At 64.3% G+C, this 20,268-nt stretch carries 20 protein-coding genes; 3 read left to right on the top strand and 17 right to left on the bottom strand.

Features of this window, described 5'->3' with window-relative positions:
• Positions 1 to 63: 63 nt before the first annotated feature.
• Positions 64 to 537 (top strand): Lrp/AsnC family transcriptional regulator, encoded by a 474-nt coding sequence (locus tag VFG17_RS15550; RefSeq protein ID WP_037558177.1) that lies wholly within the window; start codon positions 64 to 66, stop codon positions 535 to 537.
• Between the two features lie 66 nt (positions 538 to 603).
• Here the strand turns inward: VFG17_RS15550 and VFG17_RS15545 are convergent, their stop codons facing one another.
• Complete coding sequence (locus VFG17_RS15545; protein WP_325030271.1) at positions 604 to 1,923, bottom strand: tetratricopeptide repeat protein; 1,320 nt, start codon at positions 1,921 to 1,923, stop codon at positions 604 to 606.
• On the opposite strand from VFG17_RS15545, the gene VFG17_RS15540 reads away from it, so the two are divergent.
• Complete coding sequence (locus tag VFG17_RS15540) at positions 1,916 to 2,074, top strand: hypothetical protein (RefSeq protein ID WP_325030270.1); 159 nt, start codon at positions 1,916 to 1,918, stop codon at positions 2,072 to 2,074. The two genes, VFG17_RS15545 and VFG17_RS15540, sit on opposite strands and share 8 nt — an antisense overlap.
• A 44-nt stretch (positions 2,075 to 2,118) precedes the next feature.
• Here VFG17_RS15540 and VFG17_RS15535 read toward each other — a convergent pair whose 3' ends face one another.
• Positions 2,119 to 2,415 (bottom strand): Hpt domain-containing protein, encoded by a 297-nt coding sequence (locus tag VFG17_RS15535; RefSeq protein ID WP_325030269.1) that lies wholly within the window; start codon positions 2,413 to 2,415, stop codon positions 2,119 to 2,121.
• A gap of 68 nt (positions 2,416 to 2,483) precedes the next feature.
• Here VFG17_RS15535 and VFG17_RS15530 point away from each other — a divergent pair, with 68 nt between their 5' ends.
• On the top strand, positions 2,484 to 4,838 hold the full coding sequence (locus VFG17_RS15530; RefSeq protein WP_325030268.1) for a hypothetical protein: 2,355 nt from the start codon (positions 2,484 to 2,486) through the stop codon (positions 4,836 to 4,838).
• Between the two features lie 379 nt (positions 4,839 to 5,217).
• On the opposite strand, the gene VFG17_RS15525 is transcribed toward VFG17_RS15530, so the two are convergent.
• From VFG17_RS15525 to nuoF, 15 genes are read right to left on the bottom strand one after another with little or no spacing between them, the layout of a single operon-like run.
• The gene (locus VFG17_RS15525) at positions 5,218 to 5,478 is read right to left on the bottom strand and encodes a DUF1467 family protein (protein WP_325030267.1); all 261 of its coding nucleotides are present in this window, start codon (positions 5,476 to 5,478) and stop codon (positions 5,218 to 5,220) included.
• A 16-nt stretch (positions 5,479 to 5,494) separates the two neighbouring features.
• Positions 5,495 to 7,129 (bottom strand): ribonuclease J, encoded by a 1,635-nt coding sequence (locus VFG17_RS15520; RefSeq protein WP_325030266.1) that lies wholly within the window; start codon positions 7,127 to 7,129, stop codon positions 5,495 to 5,497.
• Entirely contained in the window at positions 7,126 to 7,911 is a 786-nt protein-coding gene (locus tag VFG17_RS15515; protein ID WP_325030265.1) for a type III pantothenate kinase, read from the bottom strand. The genes VFG17_RS15520 and VFG17_RS15515 overlap by 4 nt, the downstream gene beginning before the upstream one ends.
• 10 nt (positions 7,912 to 7,921) lie before the next feature.
• Positions 7,922 to 8,620 (bottom strand): biotin--[acetyl-CoA-carboxylase] ligase, encoded by a 699-nt coding sequence (locus VFG17_RS15510; protein WP_325030738.1) that lies wholly within the window; start codon positions 8,618 to 8,620, stop codon positions 7,922 to 7,924.
• Positions 8,621 to 8,637: 17 nt separating this feature from the next.
• Complete coding sequence (gene nuoN / locus VFG17_RS15505; RefSeq protein ID WP_325030264.1) at positions 8,638 to 10,071, bottom strand: NADH-quinone oxidoreductase subunit NuoN; 1,434 nt, start codon at positions 10,069 to 10,071, stop codon at positions 8,638 to 8,640.
• On the bottom strand, positions 10,068 to 11,621 hold the full coding sequence (locus tag VFG17_RS15500) for an NADH-quinone oxidoreductase subunit M (RefSeq protein WP_325030263.1): 1,554 nt from the start codon (positions 11,619 to 11,621) through the stop codon (positions 10,068 to 10,070). The genes nuoN and VFG17_RS15500 overlap by 4 nt, the downstream gene beginning before the upstream one ends.
• Positions 11,618 to 13,666 carry an NADH-quinone oxidoreductase subunit L gene (nuoL, locus tag VFG17_RS15495; RefSeq protein ID WP_325030262.1) on the bottom strand — a complete coding sequence of 683 codons (2,049 nt, stop codon included), beginning with the start codon at positions 13,664 to 13,666 and terminating at the stop codon, positions 11,618 to 11,620. The genes VFG17_RS15500 and nuoL overlap by 4 nt, the downstream gene beginning before the upstream one ends.
• 4 nt (positions 13,667 to 13,670) lie before the next feature.
• Complete coding sequence (nuoK, locus tag VFG17_RS15490; RefSeq protein ID WP_003051614.1) at positions 13,671 to 13,976, bottom strand: NADH-quinone oxidoreductase subunit NuoK; 306 nt, start codon at positions 13,974 to 13,976, stop codon at positions 13,671 to 13,673.
• Positions 13,973 to 14,584 carry an NADH-quinone oxidoreductase subunit J gene (locus VFG17_RS15485; RefSeq protein ID WP_037553862.1) on the bottom strand — a complete coding sequence of 204 codons (612 nt, stop codon included), beginning with the start codon at positions 14,582 to 14,584 and terminating at the stop codon, positions 13,973 to 13,975. Before VFG17_RS15485 ends, nuoK begins: the two co-directional genes overlap by 4 nt.
• Before the next feature lie 12 nt (positions 14,585 to 14,596).
• The gene (nuoI, locus tag VFG17_RS15480; protein ID WP_093511087.1) at positions 14,597 to 15,085 is read right to left on the bottom strand and encodes an NADH-quinone oxidoreductase subunit NuoI; all 489 of its coding nucleotides are present in this window, start codon (positions 15,083 to 15,085) and stop codon (positions 14,597 to 14,599) included.
• On the bottom strand, positions 15,082 to 16,125 hold the full coding sequence (gene nuoH / locus VFG17_RS15475; RefSeq protein WP_325030261.1) for an NADH-quinone oxidoreductase subunit NuoH: 1,044 nt from the start codon (positions 16,123 to 16,125) through the stop codon (positions 15,082 to 15,084). Before nuoH ends, nuoI begins: the two co-directional genes overlap by 4 nt.
• Positions 16,122 to 16,262 carry a hypothetical protein gene (locus VFG17_RS15470; RefSeq protein ID WP_325030260.1) on the bottom strand — a complete coding sequence of 47 codons (141 nt, stop codon included), beginning with the start codon at positions 16,260 to 16,262 and terminating at the stop codon, positions 16,122 to 16,124. The genes nuoH and VFG17_RS15470 overlap by 4 nt, the downstream gene beginning before the upstream one ends.
• Positions 16,259 to 18,271 (bottom strand): NADH-quinone oxidoreductase subunit NuoG, encoded by a 2,013-nt coding sequence (gene nuoG, locus VFG17_RS15465; RefSeq protein ID WP_325030259.1) that lies wholly within the window; start codon positions 18,269 to 18,271, stop codon positions 16,259 to 16,261. Before nuoG ends, VFG17_RS15470 begins: the two co-directional genes overlap by 4 nt.
• The gene (locus tag VFG17_RS15460) at positions 18,271 to 18,981 is read right to left on the bottom strand and encodes a hypothetical protein (RefSeq protein WP_325030258.1); all 711 of its coding nucleotides are present in this window, start codon (positions 18,979 to 18,981) and stop codon (positions 18,271 to 18,273) included. The genes nuoG and VFG17_RS15460 overlap by 1 nt, the downstream gene beginning before the upstream one ends.
• Positions 18,978 to 20,267, bottom strand: coding sequence for an NADH-quinone oxidoreductase subunit NuoF (gene nuoF / locus VFG17_RS15455; RefSeq protein ID WP_325030257.1), 1,290 nt, complete (start codon positions 20,265 to 20,267; stop codon positions 18,978 to 18,980). Before nuoF ends, VFG17_RS15460 begins: the two co-directional genes overlap by 4 nt.
• Between the last annotated feature and the right edge of the window lies 1 nt (position 20,268).

The raw sequence follows: 20,268 nt of genomic DNA, 5'->3' as shown, positions 1-20,268 counted from the left end.
CAATTGCAATCGTCTGAAATAATATTATGGTCACCGCAATTTTGGAAAGCGGATGTTTCAACGATGGCTAGTCAGAAATTCGATCAGATTGATTTGCAGATATTGGGCGAGCTGCAGAAAAACGGGCGGATGACGAATGTCGAACTGGCACAGATGGTGGGGCTGACGGCGCCGCCGTGCCTCCGCCGCGTGCGGGCGCTCGAGGAGTCGGGCGTGATCCGTTCGTACCATGCCGACCTCGACGCGGCGAAGCTCGGCTATGGCATCACCGTCTTTGCGATGGTCAGCCTGCGCAGCCAGGCCGAATCCGACCTCAAGGCGTTCGAGGATTATGTCGGCGGCCTCGCCGAAGTGCGCGAATGCTATATGCTGAACGGCGAGATCGACTTTCTGCTCAAGGTGGTCGCCCGCGACCTGCAAAGCTTCCAGTCGTTCCTGACCGCGCATCTGACGTCGGCACCGAACGTCACCAGCGTCAAGACGTCGCTGACGATTCGCACGGCCAAGCAGCTCGCCGGCATTCCGGTCGAATCCTGATTCTCCAGGCATGAAAAAGGGCGCCGCTCCGGGCCGGAGTGGCGCCCTTTTTCATTGATCGCCGGTTCAGTCGCCCGTCGCGGGAGCCGCTGCGGGTGCAGCCGGCGCTGCGGCGGCCGCCGGAGCCGCTGCCGGCGTGTCGATCTTCACCGTCCACAATTCGGCAAGCCGCTTGCGGGGGCCCGTCACCTGCGCAAAGCTTGCCTTTGCACCCGCGACATCACCCGACTGCGCCTGTGCGACGCCCAGACGATAGGTCCACAGGTCCTTGTCGCCGCCGGCGGCCAGCGCCGCCTTGTAGAGCGGAATGGCGTCGGCATGGCGGCCGTAACCGACCATCGCGTCACCCGTCGCGCCGGCGACCTTGGGGTTCGACAGCGTCGACGGCTTCTGCGCATAGGCGGTGAGTGTCGATTCCTCGTCGCCCATTCGCTCGGTCTGGCTCTTCAAAAGCTCATTGAACTTCGCGTCGCTGGCGGGGATCACATTGCTCTGCTTGCCGGCCTTGATCAGCGAGACGACCTCGCCCGGCAGCGCGGCTTCGGTCGCGAGCGCGGCATATTCGGCATATTCGGGACGCTCCTGCATCGCGCCGGTGGCGCGCATCAGGCGGAAGATGTCGAGCCCGACTTCCTTGTCCTGGTTCGACTGCAGCGCGATGAACAGCGTCTGGCGCCAGACCGTCGGCTGGTTGTAGTCGCGAAGGCGCAGCGTCATGAGGTCGAGCACCTCATTGTTGCGCTTGGCGGCCTGCAAAGCCTTGATCGGGCGGACATAGAGTTCATCCGAGGGCCGTTGCCCCGCGGCGCGGCTCGCTTCGATCGCGGCCTTCGCGGTGGCGAGCCCCTGCTCGACCTGCCCGGCGTTCAAATAGCTGTCCATCAGGAGGACGGGCACATTGGGTTCGGTCGAACCCGCGGCCTTCGCGGCTTCGAGGCGCTTGATCGCCTTCGGATAATCCTTGGCGCCATAGGCGAAATTGCCCGAGAAGAAGTTATAGACGGCCAGATTCTCGGGCGGCGTGCGGCCCGAATCGAGCATCGCGTCGAGCGCCTGCGCCTGAATAGTCTGGTCCTTGTTCAGGATGCCGAGCTGGAGCTGATAGAAGGCCGCGAGATATTTATCGTCGGGCGTGGTGGCGGTGCTCTGCCCCTCGGCCAGCGCGGCCTGGAGCGCCGCGGTGTCTTTCGCCGTGGTCGCATCGGTCATTTTCTTGAGCGCGGGCGCGAAGCCCTTGCTCGCCGACAGACCCTCACCCTTGGCTTCTTCGCCCTTCTTCTGCTTTTCCTTCTTCTGAGCGGAAGCCGGCGCCGCGGTCGCCATCAGCGCGCAGCCCAGCACGGCTGCCATCGCCGTTGCGGACATCGAGCGAAAACGGTTGAACATCGAAATCTCTCCTTTGAACTCGGCGGCCATCGCCACGCGCGCAAAATCGGGCGCGCGCAAGCTTGGCCGCGCGTCGATAACGCGGCTAACCGCGTCGCGTTGCCATGGCAAGACAGCGGACATCGATATTTCACTGGGGGAAAGCGGCTGAACGGGAATTGAACCCGCTTCACCGGTCCTGGCGGGCTTAGGTCGTCAGGCGATCTCGTCGATCGTCTGGTTGATCCGGCGCAATATGGCGGGATCGCCCGGCGCCCCCGCCATCGCCGCTTCGGCGAGTTCGATCAGCGGAATGATGCCGAAGGTCGCGGCGAGCCCCTTCAGGCGGAGCGCCGCCATTTCCCAGTTCGCGTCGCAGCGCGCGCGGCGCATCAGGTCGGCCAGATCGCGGGCGCTGCCGGTGAAGGCCCCACGCAAATCCATCGCCATTGCCGGATCGTCGCCGAACGCGGCGCTCAGATAACGATCGAGGGGGCCACTGTCGAACGACATTCCACAGCTTTGGCAGCCTGTGGTTAAGTTTCCGTTTCATGGCGGGCATTTGATGCTAAGATGTCGGGATGACAGGGGAAAAGAAAATCGTCGGATTGTGGCGGGATTCCGCGGCAAATCAGGAAGCGGACAGCGTGACGCCGGCGGAAGCGCCCGAACGCGAAACCGTGGCCGCGCCCGAAGCGGCGGCGCCCGCCGAACGGGATTGGCTCGACATGTCCTCGCTGAACGATGCCGACGATGCCGAGGACGCGCCGCCGCCGGCATGGCACGACCGAACCGTCCCCGCCCTGCTCGTCCTGCTCGCGATCGGCTGGACGGGTTTCGCGCTCGCGGCGGCGACCGAGGGTTTCGCCCGCGCGCCGGCGCTCGCCGACTGGCCGCTGCTGATCGCGACGATCGCGATGCCGCTGACCTTGCTCGCGGTGCTATGGATGATCCTGCTGCGCTCCAGCCGATCCGAACAGGGCCGCTTCGCCCGCGTCGCGACGGCGCTGCGCGAAGAGAATATGGCGCTCAACCAGTCGATGCACGCGCTCGGCCTGCACCTCGCCGATGCGCAAAAGCAGCTCGGCGAACAGGCGAAGCTCGTCCAGCAGCTCGGTCTCGATACCGTCTCGCGCCTCACCGAAAGCAGCGACAAGCTCGCGAGCAACGCCTCGGTGATCGCCAACGCCCACGACCAGCTCGCACGGTCGGGCGACGTCGCGCTGCAGCGGATGGACGGGCTGCTCGCCGGCCTGCCGCGGATCGACGACGTCGCGCAGCGGCTAGCGGTCAATTTCCGCGAGGCGGGGCTGGTCGCGCATCAGCAGGGCGCGAACCTCGAGGCGCGGCTCGCCGCGCTGGGCGAGGAAGCCGCCAAGACCGCGCAAACCAGCGACACCGCGACCGCGAGCATCCTCGAGGCGATCGTCGCGCTGCAGGGACAGGCAAAGGAAACCGAGTCCGACCTGCTCGCCGTCTCGGCGCAGGTCACCGACGCGCATGGCGCCGCGCTCGCCCAGATGACGAGCCTGGCCGTTTCGGCGCGCGGCGAGATGACCTCGACCGTCGCCGCGATGACGGGCGAGATCGACAAGAGCTGGCAGCAGTTCCGCGACGGCGTCGATGCCGCCGCCACGCAGATGGACGCCCGGCTCGCGGCGGCGCGCGAGGCCAGCGATGCGATGGGCGCGCAGCTTGTCGCGCACGCCGACGCCAGCGACGCGCTCGCCGCGCGCATCACCGCGCATGTCGCCGATGTCGGCGGACAGCTCGAAATTCTCGACGTGAGCGTCACCGCGAGCACCGGCGTGATCGGCCGCGCGATCGACGACACCAAGGCGCAGCTCGGCGCGTTCATGCAGGAAGTGCAGAGCGGTAACACCTCGGCGCACCAGCTCATCGGCCACGCCGAATCGCTCCTGCTCGCACTCGACGCGGTGACGCGCGAGCTCGACGAGACGCTGCCACACGCGCTCGACCGCATCACCACGCACGGTCAGACGACGCAGACCGCCTTGTCGCAATTGCGCCCGCTGCTCGACGCCTCCGAGCTGGTGGCGCAGTCGACGGTGTCGCACGTCAACGCCGTGCAGACGACATTGAAGGCGAACGAGGAGCAGATGGCGGGCCATGCGGCGAGCCAGCAGGAACTGGCCGACCGGATCAACGGCGCGCTGGCCGACGCCGAAGCCGCGCTTGCGAAGCTGCGCGAGGGCGCCGACGACTTCTCCGAACAGGGTGGCGCGCGGATGATCGCGACGCTGGCCGAGGTCCGCACCACCGCCGATTCGGCCGCCGACGAGGCGCGGCTGACGCTCGAAAAGCTGGTGTCGGGCGCGCGCGACGCGATGCAGGCGACCGCGACCGGCGCGATCGACGCGGCGTTCAAGAATGAGGTGACGGCGCAATTGAACGCGATCGAGGAAGCATCGGCGCGCGCGGTCGCCGCGGCCAACAGCGCCGCCGATCGCCTGATGCGCCAGCTGATCACGATCATGGATACGAGCGCGAGCGTCGAGCAGCGCGTGAACGAGGCCGAACAGGCGATCGCCGCGTCCGATCGCGATTCGCTCGCCAAGCAGGCCGGCCTGTTGACCGAGGCGTTGAAATCGACCGCGATCGACCTCACCAAGATACTCTCGAGCGAAGTCAGCGACACCGCCTGGGACGCCTATCTCAAGGGCGACCGCGGCGTCTTCGCGCGGCGCGCGGTCAAGCTGGTCGAAAATAGCGAAGCCAAGGAAATCCTGCGCATCTACCAGAATGACGATGCTTTCCACGCCTCGGTGAACCAGTTCATCCACGATTTCGAGGCGATGCTGCGCCTGCTGATCGGCGCGCGCGACGGATCGGCGATCAGCGTGACGCTGCTCTCGTCGGACATCGGCAAGCTCTATGTCGCGCTGGCGCAGGCGATCGACCGCCTGCGGGGCTGATCGAATTCGATAGGATTGGGCGGGACGGCCGCTAACGACCGGGAGCGGACGTTCTCTTTACCGTCACCCCGGGCTTGACCCGGGGCCTGCCTTGCCTTTTCGCCGTTGTCAGGAAGAAAAGGCGGGTCCTGGGTCAAGCCCGGGATGACGAAGCTGGAGAAAGCAGTGGCAGCTCTCCACCCCAAAGCCGGCATCGCCTTTAAATAGGCCTTTCCTACATTATCCGGCTATGCCAACCTTCGCCCCGCTCTTTCATTTCGTGGCTAAAAGCGGTCGTAAGGCGGAGCGTGCCGGGTGCGTCCAGCACCCCGCGGTGCCCGGATCGGGGAAGCAATAGGCTGAACTTTCCTGAACTTTGGGATTATTACGCGCCGGCGGGTCAGGCCCGCCCGGTCAGCACGTCGGGATCGGCCCAGCCGTTCACATAAGCGATGTAATAGAGCCCGAAAGCGACCGTCGCGACGATCGTCATCTGGAGCATGATGCGCCCCGGACGGAACGTCGCGGGCGCCCCCGGCTCCTGTCCGCGCACCAGCGGCGTCGCGTCGTCGCTCGCGCGCCGCCCGTGAAAGGGCAGCACGAAAAAGGCGCTGAACGCCCAGAACAGCAGATAGATGGCGAGCGCCGAAGTCCATTTCATCGCAGTCTTCCCCGGCTCAGATATCGACGAGCATGACGTCGACGACAGGCTTTTTCCCCGTCCAGTCGGTCGCGACGCGGCGCACGCCTAGGCGGATCGCCTCGCGCAGCTTGTCCTCGTCGCGCGCGGGGCCGGTCGCCGCCTGCTCGGCCGCCTCACGCATCTCGTCGATGAAGGCTTCGCGCTCGTCCTCGACCGGCACGCCGCGATAGCTGATCGCGCTTTCGACGAAACGCTTGCCTGAAAAGATCACGGCCACGGTGATATGACCGTTGAGCGACAGTTTGCGCCGCTCGTTGATCGTTTCGCCGTCGGCAGGCAGGATCACGTCGCCATCGAGGATCAGCCGCCCCGCACGTACGCGCTCGACGATCTTCGCCGGTCCCGGCGCGAGTTTCACCAGATCGCCATTTTCCTGCACCAGCGCGTCGGGCACACCCTTTTCGAGCGCGAAGCGCGCCTGTTCGTGCATATGGCGGATCTCGCCATGCACCGGCACGACGAGCTTCGGCCGCAGCCAGCCATAAAGCGCGGCGAGCTCGGGCTGCCCCGGATGGCCGCTGACATGGATATGCGCCTGCTTCTCGGTCACCGTCAGCACGTCCTTCGCGGCGAGCTGGTTCATGATCCGCCCGATCGCGACCTCGTTGCCGGGAATCTGCTTCGACGAGAAAACGACCGTGTCGCCCGCCTCGAGCTTGATCTGGTGGATGTCGGCCGCCATGCGCGCGAGCGCCGCGCGCGGTTCGCCCTGGCCTCCCGTGGCGATCACCATCACCTTGTCGCGCGGCAGGCGCATCGCCTCATCGAAATCGACCGTCGGCGGGAAATCCTTCAAATAGCCGACCGAACGCGCGACGCCGAGGATGCGGTCGAGCGAACGCCCCGCGACGCACAGGCTGCGCCCGGTGGCTTTCGCGACCGCACCCAGCGTCGCGAGCCGCGCGGCATTCGAGGCGAAGGTGGTGACGACCACCCTGCCCTTCGCCGCGCCGACCGCCTGTTCCAGTCCTTCGCGAAGCGCCCCCTCGCTGCCCGAGGCTTCGGCGTTGAACGCGTTGGTCGAATCGCAGACGAGCACGTCAACGCCCTCGTCGCCGATCGCGGTCAGTGCCGCCGCGGTTGCGGGCTGCCCAAGGATCGGCTCCTCATCGAGCTTCCAGTCGCCGGTGTGGAAGACGCGGCCATAGGGCGTGTCGATCACCACCGCGCTCATTTCGAGGATCGAATGCGCGAGCGGCACCAGCTGGATGCCGAACGGGCCGAGCTGGAAATTGTCGTCGATGTCGACGACCTTGATCTCGACTTCCTTCTCCAGTCCCTCTTCGGCGAGCTTGTGCGCGATCAGCCCCGCGGTGAAACGGTTGGCATAGAGCGGCACGCCAAGCTCGGCGGCGAGATAGGGGATCGCGCCGATATGATCCTCGTGCCCGTGCGTCAGGATGATACCGAGAAGATCCTTCTTGCGGTCCTCGATAAATTCGAGGTCGGGCATGACGATGTCGATGCCGGGATAATCGTGGCTGCCAAAGGTCACGCCCAGATCGGCCATGATCCACTTGCCGTCGCAGCCGTACAGATTGGCGTTCATGCCGATCTCGCCCGACCCGCCCAGCGCGAGAAAAAGCAGCTCCTTGCCCGGAGTCGTCATATTATTGGCTTTCGTTGGTTATAAAGGTGCATCAGCCCGTTCAGCGTCAGGTCGGGCTCGATGCGGTCGAACAGGTGCGCCTGTTCCTGAAAAAGCGTCGCGAGCCCGCCCGTCGCGACGACGGTGAGCGGCTTGCCGATTTCGGCCTTCATACGCGCGATAAGCCCTTCCATCATCGCGACATAGCCCCAATAGACGCCGATCAGCATCTGGCTTTCGGTGGTCCGCCCGATAACGCTGTCGGTCGCCGGTGCCTCGATCGCGATGCGCGGCAGTTTCGCCGCCGCCGCGACCAATGCCTCCAATGACAGATTGACCCCGGGCGCGATGATCCCGCCCATATAGGCGCCGTCGGGACCGATATGGTCGAGCGTCGTCGCGGTGCCGAAGCTGATGACGAGCTTGTCCTTTCCGGGCTCGACCGCCTGCGCCGAAATCGCGTTGCACGCGCGGTCGGCACCGACCGACTGCGGTTCGTCGACCTTGAGCGCGATGCCCCAGCTCACCGGATCGCGCCCCGCGATGAGCGCGTCGACGCCGAAATATTTGTGCGCGAGCAGCTGGAGATTGTGGAGCGCGCGCGGGACGACGGTCGAGATGATCACCGCGTCGACCTCGCGACGCTCATGGCCCTCGATCCGCATCAGCTGGTCAAGCCACACCATATATTCGTCGGCGGTGCGCCGGTCGTCGGTCGCGATCCGCCAGCGCGCGAGCAGCTCCTCGCCGCGAAACAGCGCGAATTTGGCATTGGTGTTGCCGACGTCGATCGCGAGCAGCATCCTGTTATCCTTATGCGACCGGGCGGCGGAGTTCGACATCGCCCGCATGGACCAGCATGGTCTCGCCGCCTTCGCGGCGCAAGCGCAGCGCGCCGTCGTCGGCCAGACCGTCGAAAAAGCCGTCGATACCCTGCTCCGAGACGCGCAGCGGCGTGCCGACCGGATGCGCCTGCGGAATCCACGCGCGAACGATGCTCGCGACGCCTTCCTGCCGCCAGGTCCACAACGCGTCGATCATCGCGATGCCGAGCGCGTTCGCGAAATGATCGCGGTCGAGGACGGCGCCCTTCGCCGCCAGCGTTGCGGTCGGGCGATCGGGCAGTTCGGGCGCGGCGACGAGGTTGACGCCGATCCCGATGACGACCGAATTGCCCGTGCGCTCCATCAATATGCCGGCGCATTTCGCGCCGCCGACGAGCAGGTCGTTCGGCCATTTGAGCTGCGCGTCGACATCGGGCGCGAGCGCGGTCACCGTCCTGGCGAGGGCGACGCCAGCGACCAGCGCGAGCGTCGCCGCCGACGGATCGCCAATCGTCAGGTGGACGACAGTCGAGCCCATGAAATTGCCCAGCCCGTCGTTCCAGCCGCGGCCGAGGCGTCCGCGTCCGGCGGTCTGGCGATCGGCGACCAGCCAGTGCCCCTCGCCGACATGCTCGCCGCCTGCCAGCCGCGCCAGCAGGTCGGCGTTGGTCGAACCTGTCTGCGCTATCCGCTCGATCGGCGGGATCAGAAGAGCACCGCCGCCGCGCCGGCCGAAAGAACCGCCAGCGCGGGGATGAAGAGGTAGCCGATGACCGAGAGCCAGAGGGCGCTCGCAGTGATCACCGCATCCTCGACGATCGCGCCGCCGCCCTTCGGAAATTCGGTGTCCGACTTGTCGTCGAAATACATCGTCTTGATGATCGCGATATAATAGAAAGCGCCGATCACCGAAGCGACGATACCCGCGACCGCCAGCGGCACGAGGTTCGCGTTCACCGCGGCCTCGAACACCAGATATTTCGGCCAGAAACCGAACAGCGGCGGGATGCCGGCCAGGCTGAACAGGAACACCGCCATCGCCGCGGCAAGCCCCGGACGGCGCTGCGACAGGCCGGCCATCGCCGGGATGCTCTCGACCTGATTGCCGCCCTCATCGCGCAGTTGGAGCACGACGAGGAAAGCGCCGAGCGTCGTCAGCATATAGACCAGCAGATAGGTGAGAACGCCCTCGACCCCCTGCTGCGTTCCGGCGGCGAGGCCGATGAGCATGAAGCCGACATTGTTGATCGACGAATAGGCGAGCAGGCGCTTGATATTCTTCTGCCCGATCGCGCCAACCGCGCCGAGGATGATCGACGCGAGCGCGAGGAAGATGATGATCTGCTGCCACGCGCCGGCCGCGGGGCCCATCGCGTCGATCACGACGCGCGTCATCAGCGCCATCGCCGCGACCTTCGGCGCGGTGGCGAAGAAGGTCGTTACCGGGGTCGGTGCGCCCTCATAAACGTCGGGCGTCCACATGTGGAACGGCACCGCGCTGATCTTGAAGCCCAGCCCCGCGAGCACGAAGACGATGCCGAAGATCAGCCCGATATTGAGCTCGCCGCCCATCGCCTTCGCGATACCCGCGAAATCGGTGGTGCCCGAAAAGCCATAGAGCAGCGAGATGCCATAAAGGAGCATGCCCGAGGCGAGCGCGCCGAGGACGAAATATTTGAGGCCGGCTTCGCTCGACCGCTCGTCGGTGCGCATGAAGCTCGCGAGCACATAGGCGGCAAGGCTGTTGAGTTCGAGCCCGACGTAAAGCGTCATCAGGTCGCGCGACGAGGCCATGATGCCCATGCCGAGCGCGGCGAACAGGATCAGCGTCGGATATTCGGCGCGCATCCCGCCGCAGAAGAAACGCGGCGCGATGAGGATGCAGATAAAGCTCGCGGCATAGATCAGCAGCTTGGCGAAGCCGCCGAAGCCGTCGACCGAGAGCGTCCCTGAAAAGACGGTCGTTTCGACCCCGAACAGCGCGACCACGGCAGCAGCTGCCGCAGCGAGCGTCAACAGCGCGCTGAGCTGGTAGAGGCCGACTTGCCGGTCACCGACGAAGGTGCCGAGCATCAGCGTGATGAGCCCGCCGATCGTCAGGATCAGCTCGGGCCAGATGAGCGCGAGATCGGCGGTCATTGGACGCCTCCCGCATGGCTCGATCCGTGCGCGGCTTCTCCGTGCGCGGCGGCAGGCTTGGGCTTGCCGGCGGCGAGGTGCGCGTCGCCCGCGGGCTTCGCCGGGGCAAGGCGCGCGACGACCGTCGTCACGTCGCCGCGCATCGGCGCGAGGAAGCTTTCGGGATAGACGCCCATCCACAGCGCCACGGCGGCGAGCGGGGCCATGATCGCCCATTCGCGGGGGTTGAGATCGGGCATCGCCTTCACATCGTCCTTGGTGAGTTCGCCGAACACGACGCGGCGGTAGAGATAGAGCATGTAGGCGGCGCCGAGGATGATCCCGGTGGTGCAGACAAAGGCGACGACGCTCGACGCTTCGTAAATGCCGAGCAGGCTCAGGAATTCGCCGACGAAGCCGCTGGTGCCCGGAAGACCGATCGATGCCATGGTGAACAGCATGAAGAACAGCGCATAGGCCGGCATGTTCACCGCGAGGCCGCCGTAACGGTCGATCTCGCGCGTGTGGAGCCGGTCATAGATCACGCCGACGCAGAAGAAGAGCGCGGCCGAGACGACACCGTGGCTGAGCATGATGATCAGCGCGCCCTCGATCCCCTGCTGGTTGAAGGCGAAGAGGCCCGCGGTGACGATCGCCATATGCGCGACCGACGAATAAGCGATCAGCTTCTTCATGTCGTTCTGCGCCAGCGCGACGAGGCTGGTGTAGACCACAGCGATCATCGACAGGCCGAAGACGATCCACATCAATTGAGCGGACGCATCGGGGAACATCGGCATCATGAAGCGGATGAAACCATAGGCGCCGAGCTTCAGCAGCACGCCCGCGAGGATCATCGACCCCGCGGTCGGCGCCTGGACGTGCGCGTCGGGAAGCCAGGTGTGGACGGGCCACATCGGCATCTTGACCGCGAGGCTGGCGAAGAAGGCGAGCCACAGCCAGGTCTGCATCGCAGCCGGGAAGTCGTAGTTCAGCAGCGTCGGGATATCGGTCGTTCCCGCTTCCATGATCATCGCGATCATCGCGATCAGCATCAGCACCGACCCGAGCAGCGTGTAGAGGAAGAATTTGAACGCCGCATATTTGCGGTTCGCGCCGCCCCAGATGCCGATGATGAAATACATCGGGATCAGACCGGCTTCGAAGAAAATGTAAAAGAGCAGCAAATCCTGCGCCATGAAGACGCCGATCATGATGGTTTCCATGATCAGGAACATCGCCATGTAGAGCCCGACACGGCTCTTGATCGCGTCCCAGCTCGCAAGGATGCAAAGCGGCATCAGGAAGACGCTGAGCATGATCAGCATCAACGCCATGCCGTCGATGCCGAGCGCATATTGGAAGCGGCCGAACAAGTCGGCGCGTTCGGTGAACTGCCACTGCGCGCCACCGATGTCGAAATTCGCCCACAGGATGCAGCCGAGAACGAAGGTCGCAAGCGTCGCGCCCAGCGCAACGAAGCGCGACATCTTGTCGCCGACGAACAGGCAAGCGATGGCGGCGACCGCGGGGACCGCCAGCATCAGCGAAAGGATCGGAAAGCCGCTCACAGGAAATTCACCATGGCCCAGCTGGCGAGGCCGACAAGACCGAGCAGCATCACAAACGCATATCCATAAACATAACCCGATTGCAGCCGGACCGCGAGACGGGTCCCCCCAGCGACGAGCGCCGCGGCGCCATCGGGACCGAAGCGGTCGATGGTGCCTTCATCCCCGCGCTTCCAGAAGAAGCGGCCGATCGCGAAGGCAGGCTTCACGAAGAGGATGTTGTAGAGCTCGTCGAAATACCATTTGTTGTACAGGAATTGGTGGAGCAGCTTGAACTGCGCCACGAAGCGCGCCGGCAGGCTGGTGTTGCGGATATAGCTGTTCCACGCGAGGAACAGGCCGATCGCCATCACCGTGAACGGCGTCCATTTCACCCACAGCGGGACTTCGTGCGCGGCGTGCATCAGATGCTCGTCGAACGCGAGGCTGCCCTTCCAGAACGCCATGCCCTCTTCGGGATAGATGAACTGGTGGTGGAACGCGATGCCCGCGAACACCGCGCCGATCGACAATATGACCAGCGGGATGAGCATCGAGAGCGGGCTTTCGTGCGGGTGATAGCCCGCGGTGCCGTCGCCATGCGCGTCATGGTGATGCGCATGTGCATGATCGTCGGCCGAATGTTCTTCGGAGGGATCTTCATGCTCGCCATGCACCGCGTGCTGGATATGCTCGCTCTGTTCCCAACGCGCCTTGCCATAGAAGGTCAGGAAGACGAGGCGCCACGAATAGAAGCTGGTGAGGAAGGCGACGAAGACGCCGACCCAGAAAGCGATGACCCCGCCGCCGCCGCTCGCATAAGCGGCCTCGAGAATGCCGTCCTTCGAATAGAAGCCGGCAAAGCCCACGACGCCCGCGATGCCGACGCCGGTGATCGCCAGCGTGCCAAGCATCATCGCCCAATAGGTGATCGGGATCGATTTCCTGAGATTGCCATAATAACGCATGTCCTGTTCATGGTGCATCGCATGGATGACCGAACCGGCGCCAAGGAACAGCAATGCCTTGAAGAAGGCGTGCGTGAACAGGTGGAACATTGCCGCGCCATAGGCACCCGCGCCGGCCGCGAAGAACATGTAGCCGAGCTGCGAACAGGTCGAATAGGCGATGACGCGCTTGATGTCCCACTGCGTCGTCGCGACGGTCGCGGCGAAGAAGCAGGTCGCGGCACCGACGAACATCACGACGCCCTGCGCGACGTCCGAGGTTTCGAACATCGGCGACAGGCGGCAGACCATGAAGACGCCCGCGGTAACCATCGTCGCGGCGTGGATCAGCGCCGACACCGGGGTCGGGCCCTCCATCGCGTCGGGAAGCCAGGTGTGCAGGCCAAGCTGCGCCGACTTGCCCATCGCGCCGATGAACAGCAGCAGGCAGAGGATCGTCATCGTGTCGAGGCGCATCCCCATGAAAGTGATCGTGCTACCGGCCATGCCCGGAGCGGCCGCGAGAATCTCGGGGATCGAGACGGTGCCGAACACCAGGAAGGTGCCGAAGATACCGAGCATGAAGCCCAAGTCACCCACACGGTTCACGACGAACGCCTTGATCGCGGCGGCATTGGCGCTCGGCTTCTTGTACCAGAAACCGATGAGCAGATAGGATGCGAGGCCGACGCCTTCCCAACCGAAGAACATCTGGACGAGGTTGTTCGCGGTCACGAGCATCAGCATCGCGAAGGTGAAGAGCGAGAGATAGGCGAAGAAGCGCGGCTGGTCCGGGTCTTCCTCCATATAGCCCCAGCTATAGAGGTGGACGAGCGCCGACACCGTCGTGATCACGACGAGCATCACCGCGGTCAGCGTATCGACGCGCAGTTCCCAGTTGAACTGGAGCGCGCCCGACGAAACCCAGTGCAGCACAGGCACGACGCTCGCTTCGCCGCTGCCCGTCACGAACGACAGGAAGATCGGCCAGCTGAGTGCGCAGCTGATGAACAGCGCGCCCGTGGTCAGGATTTTGGACGGCACATTGCCGATCACGCGCTGGCCGAGGCCTGCGATGAGTGCCGCCAAGAGCGGCAGGAAAACGATCGCCTGGATCACCGGTTTACCCCTTCATCCGGTTGGCATCGTCGACGGCAATCGTGCCGCGGCCGCGGAAGTAAATGACGAGAATGGCGAGACCGATCGCGGCTTCGCCCGCCGCGACGGTCAGCACGAACATCGAGAAGACCTGGCCCACGAGATCGCCGAGCGCCGCGCTGAACGCGACGAGGTTGATGTTCACCGCGAGCAGGATCAGTTCGATCGCCATCAGGATGACGATGATATTCTTGCGGTTGATGAAGATGCCGAGCACGCCCAAGGTGAACAGCACCGCCGAAACGGCGAGATAATGGCCGACCGAAATCACAATTCCATCCCCTGCCCGACGCCCGGATCGACGAGGCGCGTCGCCTCTTCGGGACGGCGCCGGTTCTGCGCCGAAATATTCTGGATGCGAACGCCGCCGCGCGTGCGATGCGTCAGCACGATCGCGCCGATCATCGCGACGAGCAGGACGATGCCTGCCGCCTCGAACAGGAAGATATACTTCGTGTAGAGCAGCTCGCCGATCTGCTGGATATTGCTCTTGTCGCTGACGACCGGCGCGGCGCGCGCGGCAAGGTCGACCCCGCCCGCCTGCCAGGCGCCGACCGCGAACACCAGCTCGGCCGCAAGGATGATCGCAACCAATGCGCCGAGCGGCAGATAGCGCACGAAACCGGCGCGCAGCTCGGCGAAATCGATGTCGAGCATCATCACGACGAAGAGGAACAGCACCGCGACCGCGCCAACATAGACGATGACGAGCAGCATCGCGATGAATTCGGCCCCCGCGAGCAGCATCAGCCCCGCCGCGTTGAAGAAAGCGAGGATCAGCCACATCACGCTGTGGACCGGATTGCGCGCGAAAATCACCATCGCCGCCGAGGCGATGACGATGGTCGCGAAGAGGTAGAAAGCGAAGAGCTGGATCATGTGCGCGCGCCCTTATCGGTAGGGCGCGTCGGCGGCAAGATTCGCCGCGATCGCGCGTTCCCATTTGTCGCCATTGGCGAGCAGCTTGGCCTTGTCATAGAGCAGCTCCTCGCGCGTTTCGGTCGCGAATTCGAAGTTTGGCCCCTCGACCACCGCATCGACCGGGCACGCTTCCTGACAGAAGCCGCAATAGATGCATTTGGTCATGTCGATGTCGTAACGCGTCGTGCGGCGCGAGCCGTCATCGCGCGGCTCGGCCTCGATCGTGATCGCCTGCGCCGGGCACACCGCTTCGCACAGCTTGCACGCGATGCAGCGTTCCTCGCCGTTCGGATAACGGCGCAGCGCATGCTCGCCGCGGAAACGCGGGCTGAGCGGATTCTTCTCGAACGGATAGTTGATCGTCGCCTTCGGCTTGAAGAAATACTTCAGCGTGAGGGCGTGCGCCTTCACAAACTCCCACAAGGTGAAGCTTTTGATGAGGTGGGCAATGGTACTCATGAATACCTCGTCAGCATCAGATAGCCGGAGATCAGGAAGATCCAGAGAAGCGAGATCGGCAGGAAGACCTTCCAGCCCAGCCGCATCAGCTGGTCGTAGCGATAGCGCGGAACGGTCGCCTTCACCCAGCTGAAGACGAAGAAGAAGAACAGGATCTTCGCGAACAGCCAGATGATGCCCGGAACGGCATAAAGCGGCGCCCAGTCGATCGGGGGCAGCCAGCCGCCCCAGAAAAGCACCGCGTTGAGCGTGCACATCAACAGGACGTTGGCATATTCGCCGAGCCAGAAGAGCGCGAAGCTCATCGACGAATATTCGGTCTGGTAACCCGCGACGAGTTCGCTCTCCGCTTCGGTCAGGTCGAACGGCGCGCGCGCAGTTTCGGCGAGCGACGAAATCAGGAACATCACCGCAAGCGGGAAAAGCAGCAGGTTGAAGCCGAACGCGTTGACGATGCCGAGGCCGTGGCCCTGCTGCGCCTTGACGATCTCGTTCATGTTGAAGCTGTCGGCGAAGAGCACGACGCCGATCAGGATGAACCCTATCGAGACTTCATAGGAGATCATCTGCGCCGAGGCGCGCATCGCCGAGAAGAAGGGATATTTCGAGTTCGACGCCCAGCCCGACAGGATCACGCCGTACACCCCGAGCGACGAGATCGCGAGGATGTAGAGCAATCCGACATTGATGTCGGCGAGCACCGCGCCCGAATTGAACGGGATCACCGCCCACGCGAGCAGCGCGACGGTGAAGGTGATGATCGGTGCGATCAGGAACAGACCTCTGTTGGCGCCGCTCGGGATGATCGTTTCCTGCAGGAACACCTTCAGGCCGTCGGCGAAGCTTTGCAGCAAGCCGAAAGGACCGACGACATTCGGACCCCGGCGCAGCGCGATCGCCGCCCAGATCTTGCGGTCGGCATAGATAATCATCGCGACCGCGAGCATCAGCGGCAGCGCGATGAGCAGGATGCCCGCTATCGTCGCGACGCCCCACGCCCAATTCGGGTCCATGCCCCAGGAAATGAAGGTCTCGGTCATTTGCCGGTCCCGTCCTGGTTGCGCCAGCCATTATGCGGTCCGGGCCGCTCCGACTTGCCCTTGGGGTTGAAGCCGCGCCACACGGCGTAACCCATCCCGGCCAGCAGCACGCTGGCGATTGCATGTACCGGGGTCATTCCGCGGCCTCCGCAAAATCGACGCCATGGATCAGCTCTTCCGAGCAGCGCTGCATCGTCGGCGACGCGCGGCAGATGGCGTTGGTGAGGTAGAAATCCTTGATCGGCGACGGGATCGCGCGCGCCTCGGGCTTCGCGGGCAGCTTGGGCACCGTCCAGCCATAATCGGCGAGCCCTTCGGCGCCGAGCGCGGGCACCGCGGCGATCATCGCGGCGCGGCATTCGGCAAAGCTGTCGAAGCCGAGCGACACGCCAAGCGCATCCGCCAAAGCACGGAAGATGCTCCAGTCCTCGCGCGCGTCGCCGGGTGCGAACACCGCCTTCTCGCTGCGCTGGACGCGGCCTTCGGTGTTGACCGTCGTGAAGTCCTTCTCGGTCCACGCCGCCGCCGGCAGGATGACGTCGGCGGCATGCGCGCCCTTGTCGCCATGGTGGCCGACATAGACCTTGAACGTATCGGGCAGCGCCGCGAAATCGACCTCGTCGGCGCCGAGGAAGAAGGCGAGCTTCGGCTTCGCCGCGATGACGTCCTTGATCCCGCCGGCGAGGCCATAGCCGAGCATCAGCGAACCCATGCGCGCCGCCGAGAAATGCACGACGTTGTAACCGTTCCAGCCGTCCTTGACCGCATTCACCGACTTGGCGAGCGCGAGGCCCGCGCCATGGACACCGGGAACCGACAGCGCGCCGCCGCCGAAGACCAGCATCGGCCGCTCGGCGCCCTTCAGCGCGTCGAGCACATGCGCGGGCAGCTTCGTCACGAGCGAGGCGTCGTCGCCGAGCCACTCGGTCTTGTAGGTGAGGTCGGTTTCGGGGCCGATCGCGAAGACCTTGGCGCCCTTCTTCCACACCGCCTTGCGGATGCGAGTGTTGATCAACGGCGCTTCCCAGCGCAGGTTCGTTCCGACGAGCAGGATCACGTCGGCATTTTCGGCCTCGGCGATGCCGGTGTTGAAATTGACAGCCGACAGGCTGGTGACGTCATAGTCGAGCCCGGTCTGGCGTCCTTCGAGCAGGTTGCTGCCAAGTGCGGTCACCAGCGACTTCGCCGCGAACATCGTCTCGCAATCGGCGAGGTCGCCCGCAATCGCGGCAACCGACGAACCGGCGTTCACCGCCTTGATCGCGGCAAAGGCATCGGCCCAGCTTGCGGGCTGGAGCGCGCCGTTCACGCGGACATAAGGCTGGTCGAGGCGGCGACGGGTCAGCCCGTCGACATGGTGGCGCGTCTTGTCGTTCGCCCATTCCTCGTTCACATCGTCGTTGACGCGCGGCAGCACGCGCAGGACCTGACGGCCGCGCGCGTCGATACGCACATTGGTCCCGACCGCGTCCATCATATCGATGCCGAGCGTCTTCGAAAGCTCCCACGGGCGCGCTTCGAACGCATAGGGTTTGCTGGTGAGCGCGCCGACGGGACACAGGTCGACGATATTGCCCGACAATTCGCTACCCACCGCGCGTTCGAGGTAGGAGGTGATCTGCATATTCTCGCCGCGATAGATCGCGCCGACATCCTCGACCCCCGCGACTTCCTCCGCAAAGCGGACGCAGCGCGTGCACTGGATGCAGCGGGTCATCACCGTCTTGACGATCGGACCCATGTACTTCTCGGTGACCGCGCGTTTGTTCTCGTCATAGCGCGTCGCGCCGCGGCCATAGGCGACCGACTGGTCCTGCAGGTCGCATTCGCCGCCCTGATCGCAGATCGGACAGTCGAGCGGATGGTTGATGAGCAGGAACTCCATCACCCCTTCGCGCGCCTTCTTCACCATCGGGCTGTCGGTCTTGATCACCTGCCCCTCGGCGGTCGGCAGCGCGCACGACGCCTGCGGCTTCGGCGGTCCGGGTGCGACTTCGACGAGGCACATGCGGCAATTGCCGGCGATCGACAGGCGTTCGTGGTAGCAGAAGCGCGGAATTTCCTTCCCCGCCATCTCGCACGCCTGCAGAACGGTCGCGCCCTGCGGGACGTCGAGTTCTACGCCATCTACGGTAACTTTAGGCATCAGAGCAGCTTTTCTTTGAAAGATGGATCGGCCAGACCTGCCAAGTGCGCGTAGTTCGAAGCAAGATACACACGAAGGCTTCGGGGATTGACGACCGACAATTCAATCGAGGCACATTCGGACCGGATCGCCATCATCTCGTTCAATGCAGCGCTTTCCGCATCGGAACCATAGTCTGAAAGAAAGACTTTCCGGGATAGCTCCGGATTCTTTCGGACCAGACATTCGGCAAGCATATTGAATGAACGTTTCCGATTCACGCCCGCGACCCAGACCTCTTTCTCGGCCTTCGACAGCTTGGATTTGGGCGACATTTTTTCCACGGTCATCGGTTCGTCATGGTCGATCGCGGGAGCGCCCGGCAGTAACGTATCGACGGTGGAGAGATCGATTTCTCGCAATAAACTCTCCGCTGCGAGGCCCACCCAAACAGCGGTGTCAATCCGCTCGCCCGGACGATTCAACCGTCCGCCTGCTGCTCTGGACAAGCAATTCGTGTGAAGCAGCCGGACTATATCGCCCGTCCGTTCAGCGACATAAGTTACCATCACCGAACGCTCTTTCTCGATCAGGCAAGTGACATACTCGGTCACGTCCTGACGAAACTGCAAAGCCGGCGAAACCTTCTTGGCAGCCGACGCGCTGCCGCTCGCGCTCAGGGCGCCAGCGAACAGTGCAACGGCTAGCAGTCGTTTGGACGCCAGATTCACTCCGCCGCCTCCACCATGCCACCATTCTCGCGGATGCGGCGTTCGAGTTCGGGGCGGAAATGCTTGATCAGGCCCTGGATCGGCCACGCCGCGGCGTCGCCGAGCGCGCAGATGGTGTGGCCTTCGACCTGCTTGGTCACGTCGAACAAGGTGTCGATTTCGCTGATGTCGGCGTCGCCGGTGCGCAGCCGCTCCATCACGCGCCACATCCAGCCGGTGCCTTCGCGGCATGGCGTGCACTGGCCGCAGCTTTCATGCTTGTAGAAATAGCTGATGCGGCTGATCGCCTGAACGACGTCGGTCGACTTGTCCATCACGATCGCGGCGGCGGTGCCAAGCCCCGATCCCACGGCTTTCAGCCCGTCGAAATCCATCGGCGCGTCCATGATTTCGGCCGCGGGGACGAGCGGCACCGACGAACCGCCGGGGATCACGGCGAGCAGATTGTCCCAGCCGCCGCGAATGCCGCCGCAATGCTTGTCGATCAACTCGCGGAAGCTGATGCCCATCTCTTCCTCGACGACGCACGGGCGCTCGACATGGCCCGAGATCTGGAAGAGCTTGGTGCCCTTGTTATTCTCGCGCCCGAAGCTCGCAAACCACGGTGCGCCGCGGCGCAGGATCGTCGGGACGACCGCGATCGACTCCACGTTATTGACCGTCGTCGGGCAGCCATAGAGGCCCGCGCCCGCCGGGAACGGGGGTTTCAGGCGCGGCTGGCCCTTCTTGCCTTCGAGGCTTTCGATCATCGCGGTTTCTTCGCCGCAGATGTACGCCCCGGCGCCGCGGTGGACGAAGACGTCGAAATCATAGCCCGACTTCGCCGCATTCTTGCCGAGCAGGCCGGCGTCATACGCTTCCTGCACGGCTGCAAACAAAGTCTCGGCCTCGCGGATGAACTCGCCGCGGATATAGATATACGCCGCGCGCGCGCGCATCGCGAAGCCCGCGATCAGCGCACCCTCGATCAGCTTGTGCGGATCGTGGCGGATGATTTCACGGTCCTTGCACGAACCGGGTTCGGATTCGTCGGCGTTGATGACCAGGAAGCTCGGGCGATCGGCGCGCGGCTCCTTCGGCATGAAGCTCCACTTGAGCCCCGTCGGGAAGCCCGCGCCGCCGCGGCCGCGCAGCCCCGACGCCTTGATCTCCTCGATGATCGCGTCCTGGCCGCGCTTCATCAGATCCTTGGTGTTGTCCCAGTCGCCGCGCGCTTGCGCGGACTTCAGGTTCCACGGCTGAAAGCCATAGAGGTTGGTGAAGATACGATCCTTATCGGCGAGCATG

It is taken from the genome of Sphingopyxis sp. (genome assembly GCF_035686825.1).
GTDB lineage: Bacteria > Pseudomonadota > Alphaproteobacteria > Sphingomonadales > Sphingomonadaceae > Sphingopyxis.
Note: the sequence above shows the minus strand (reverse complement) of the source record. Positions and strands in the feature narration are given on the sequence as shown.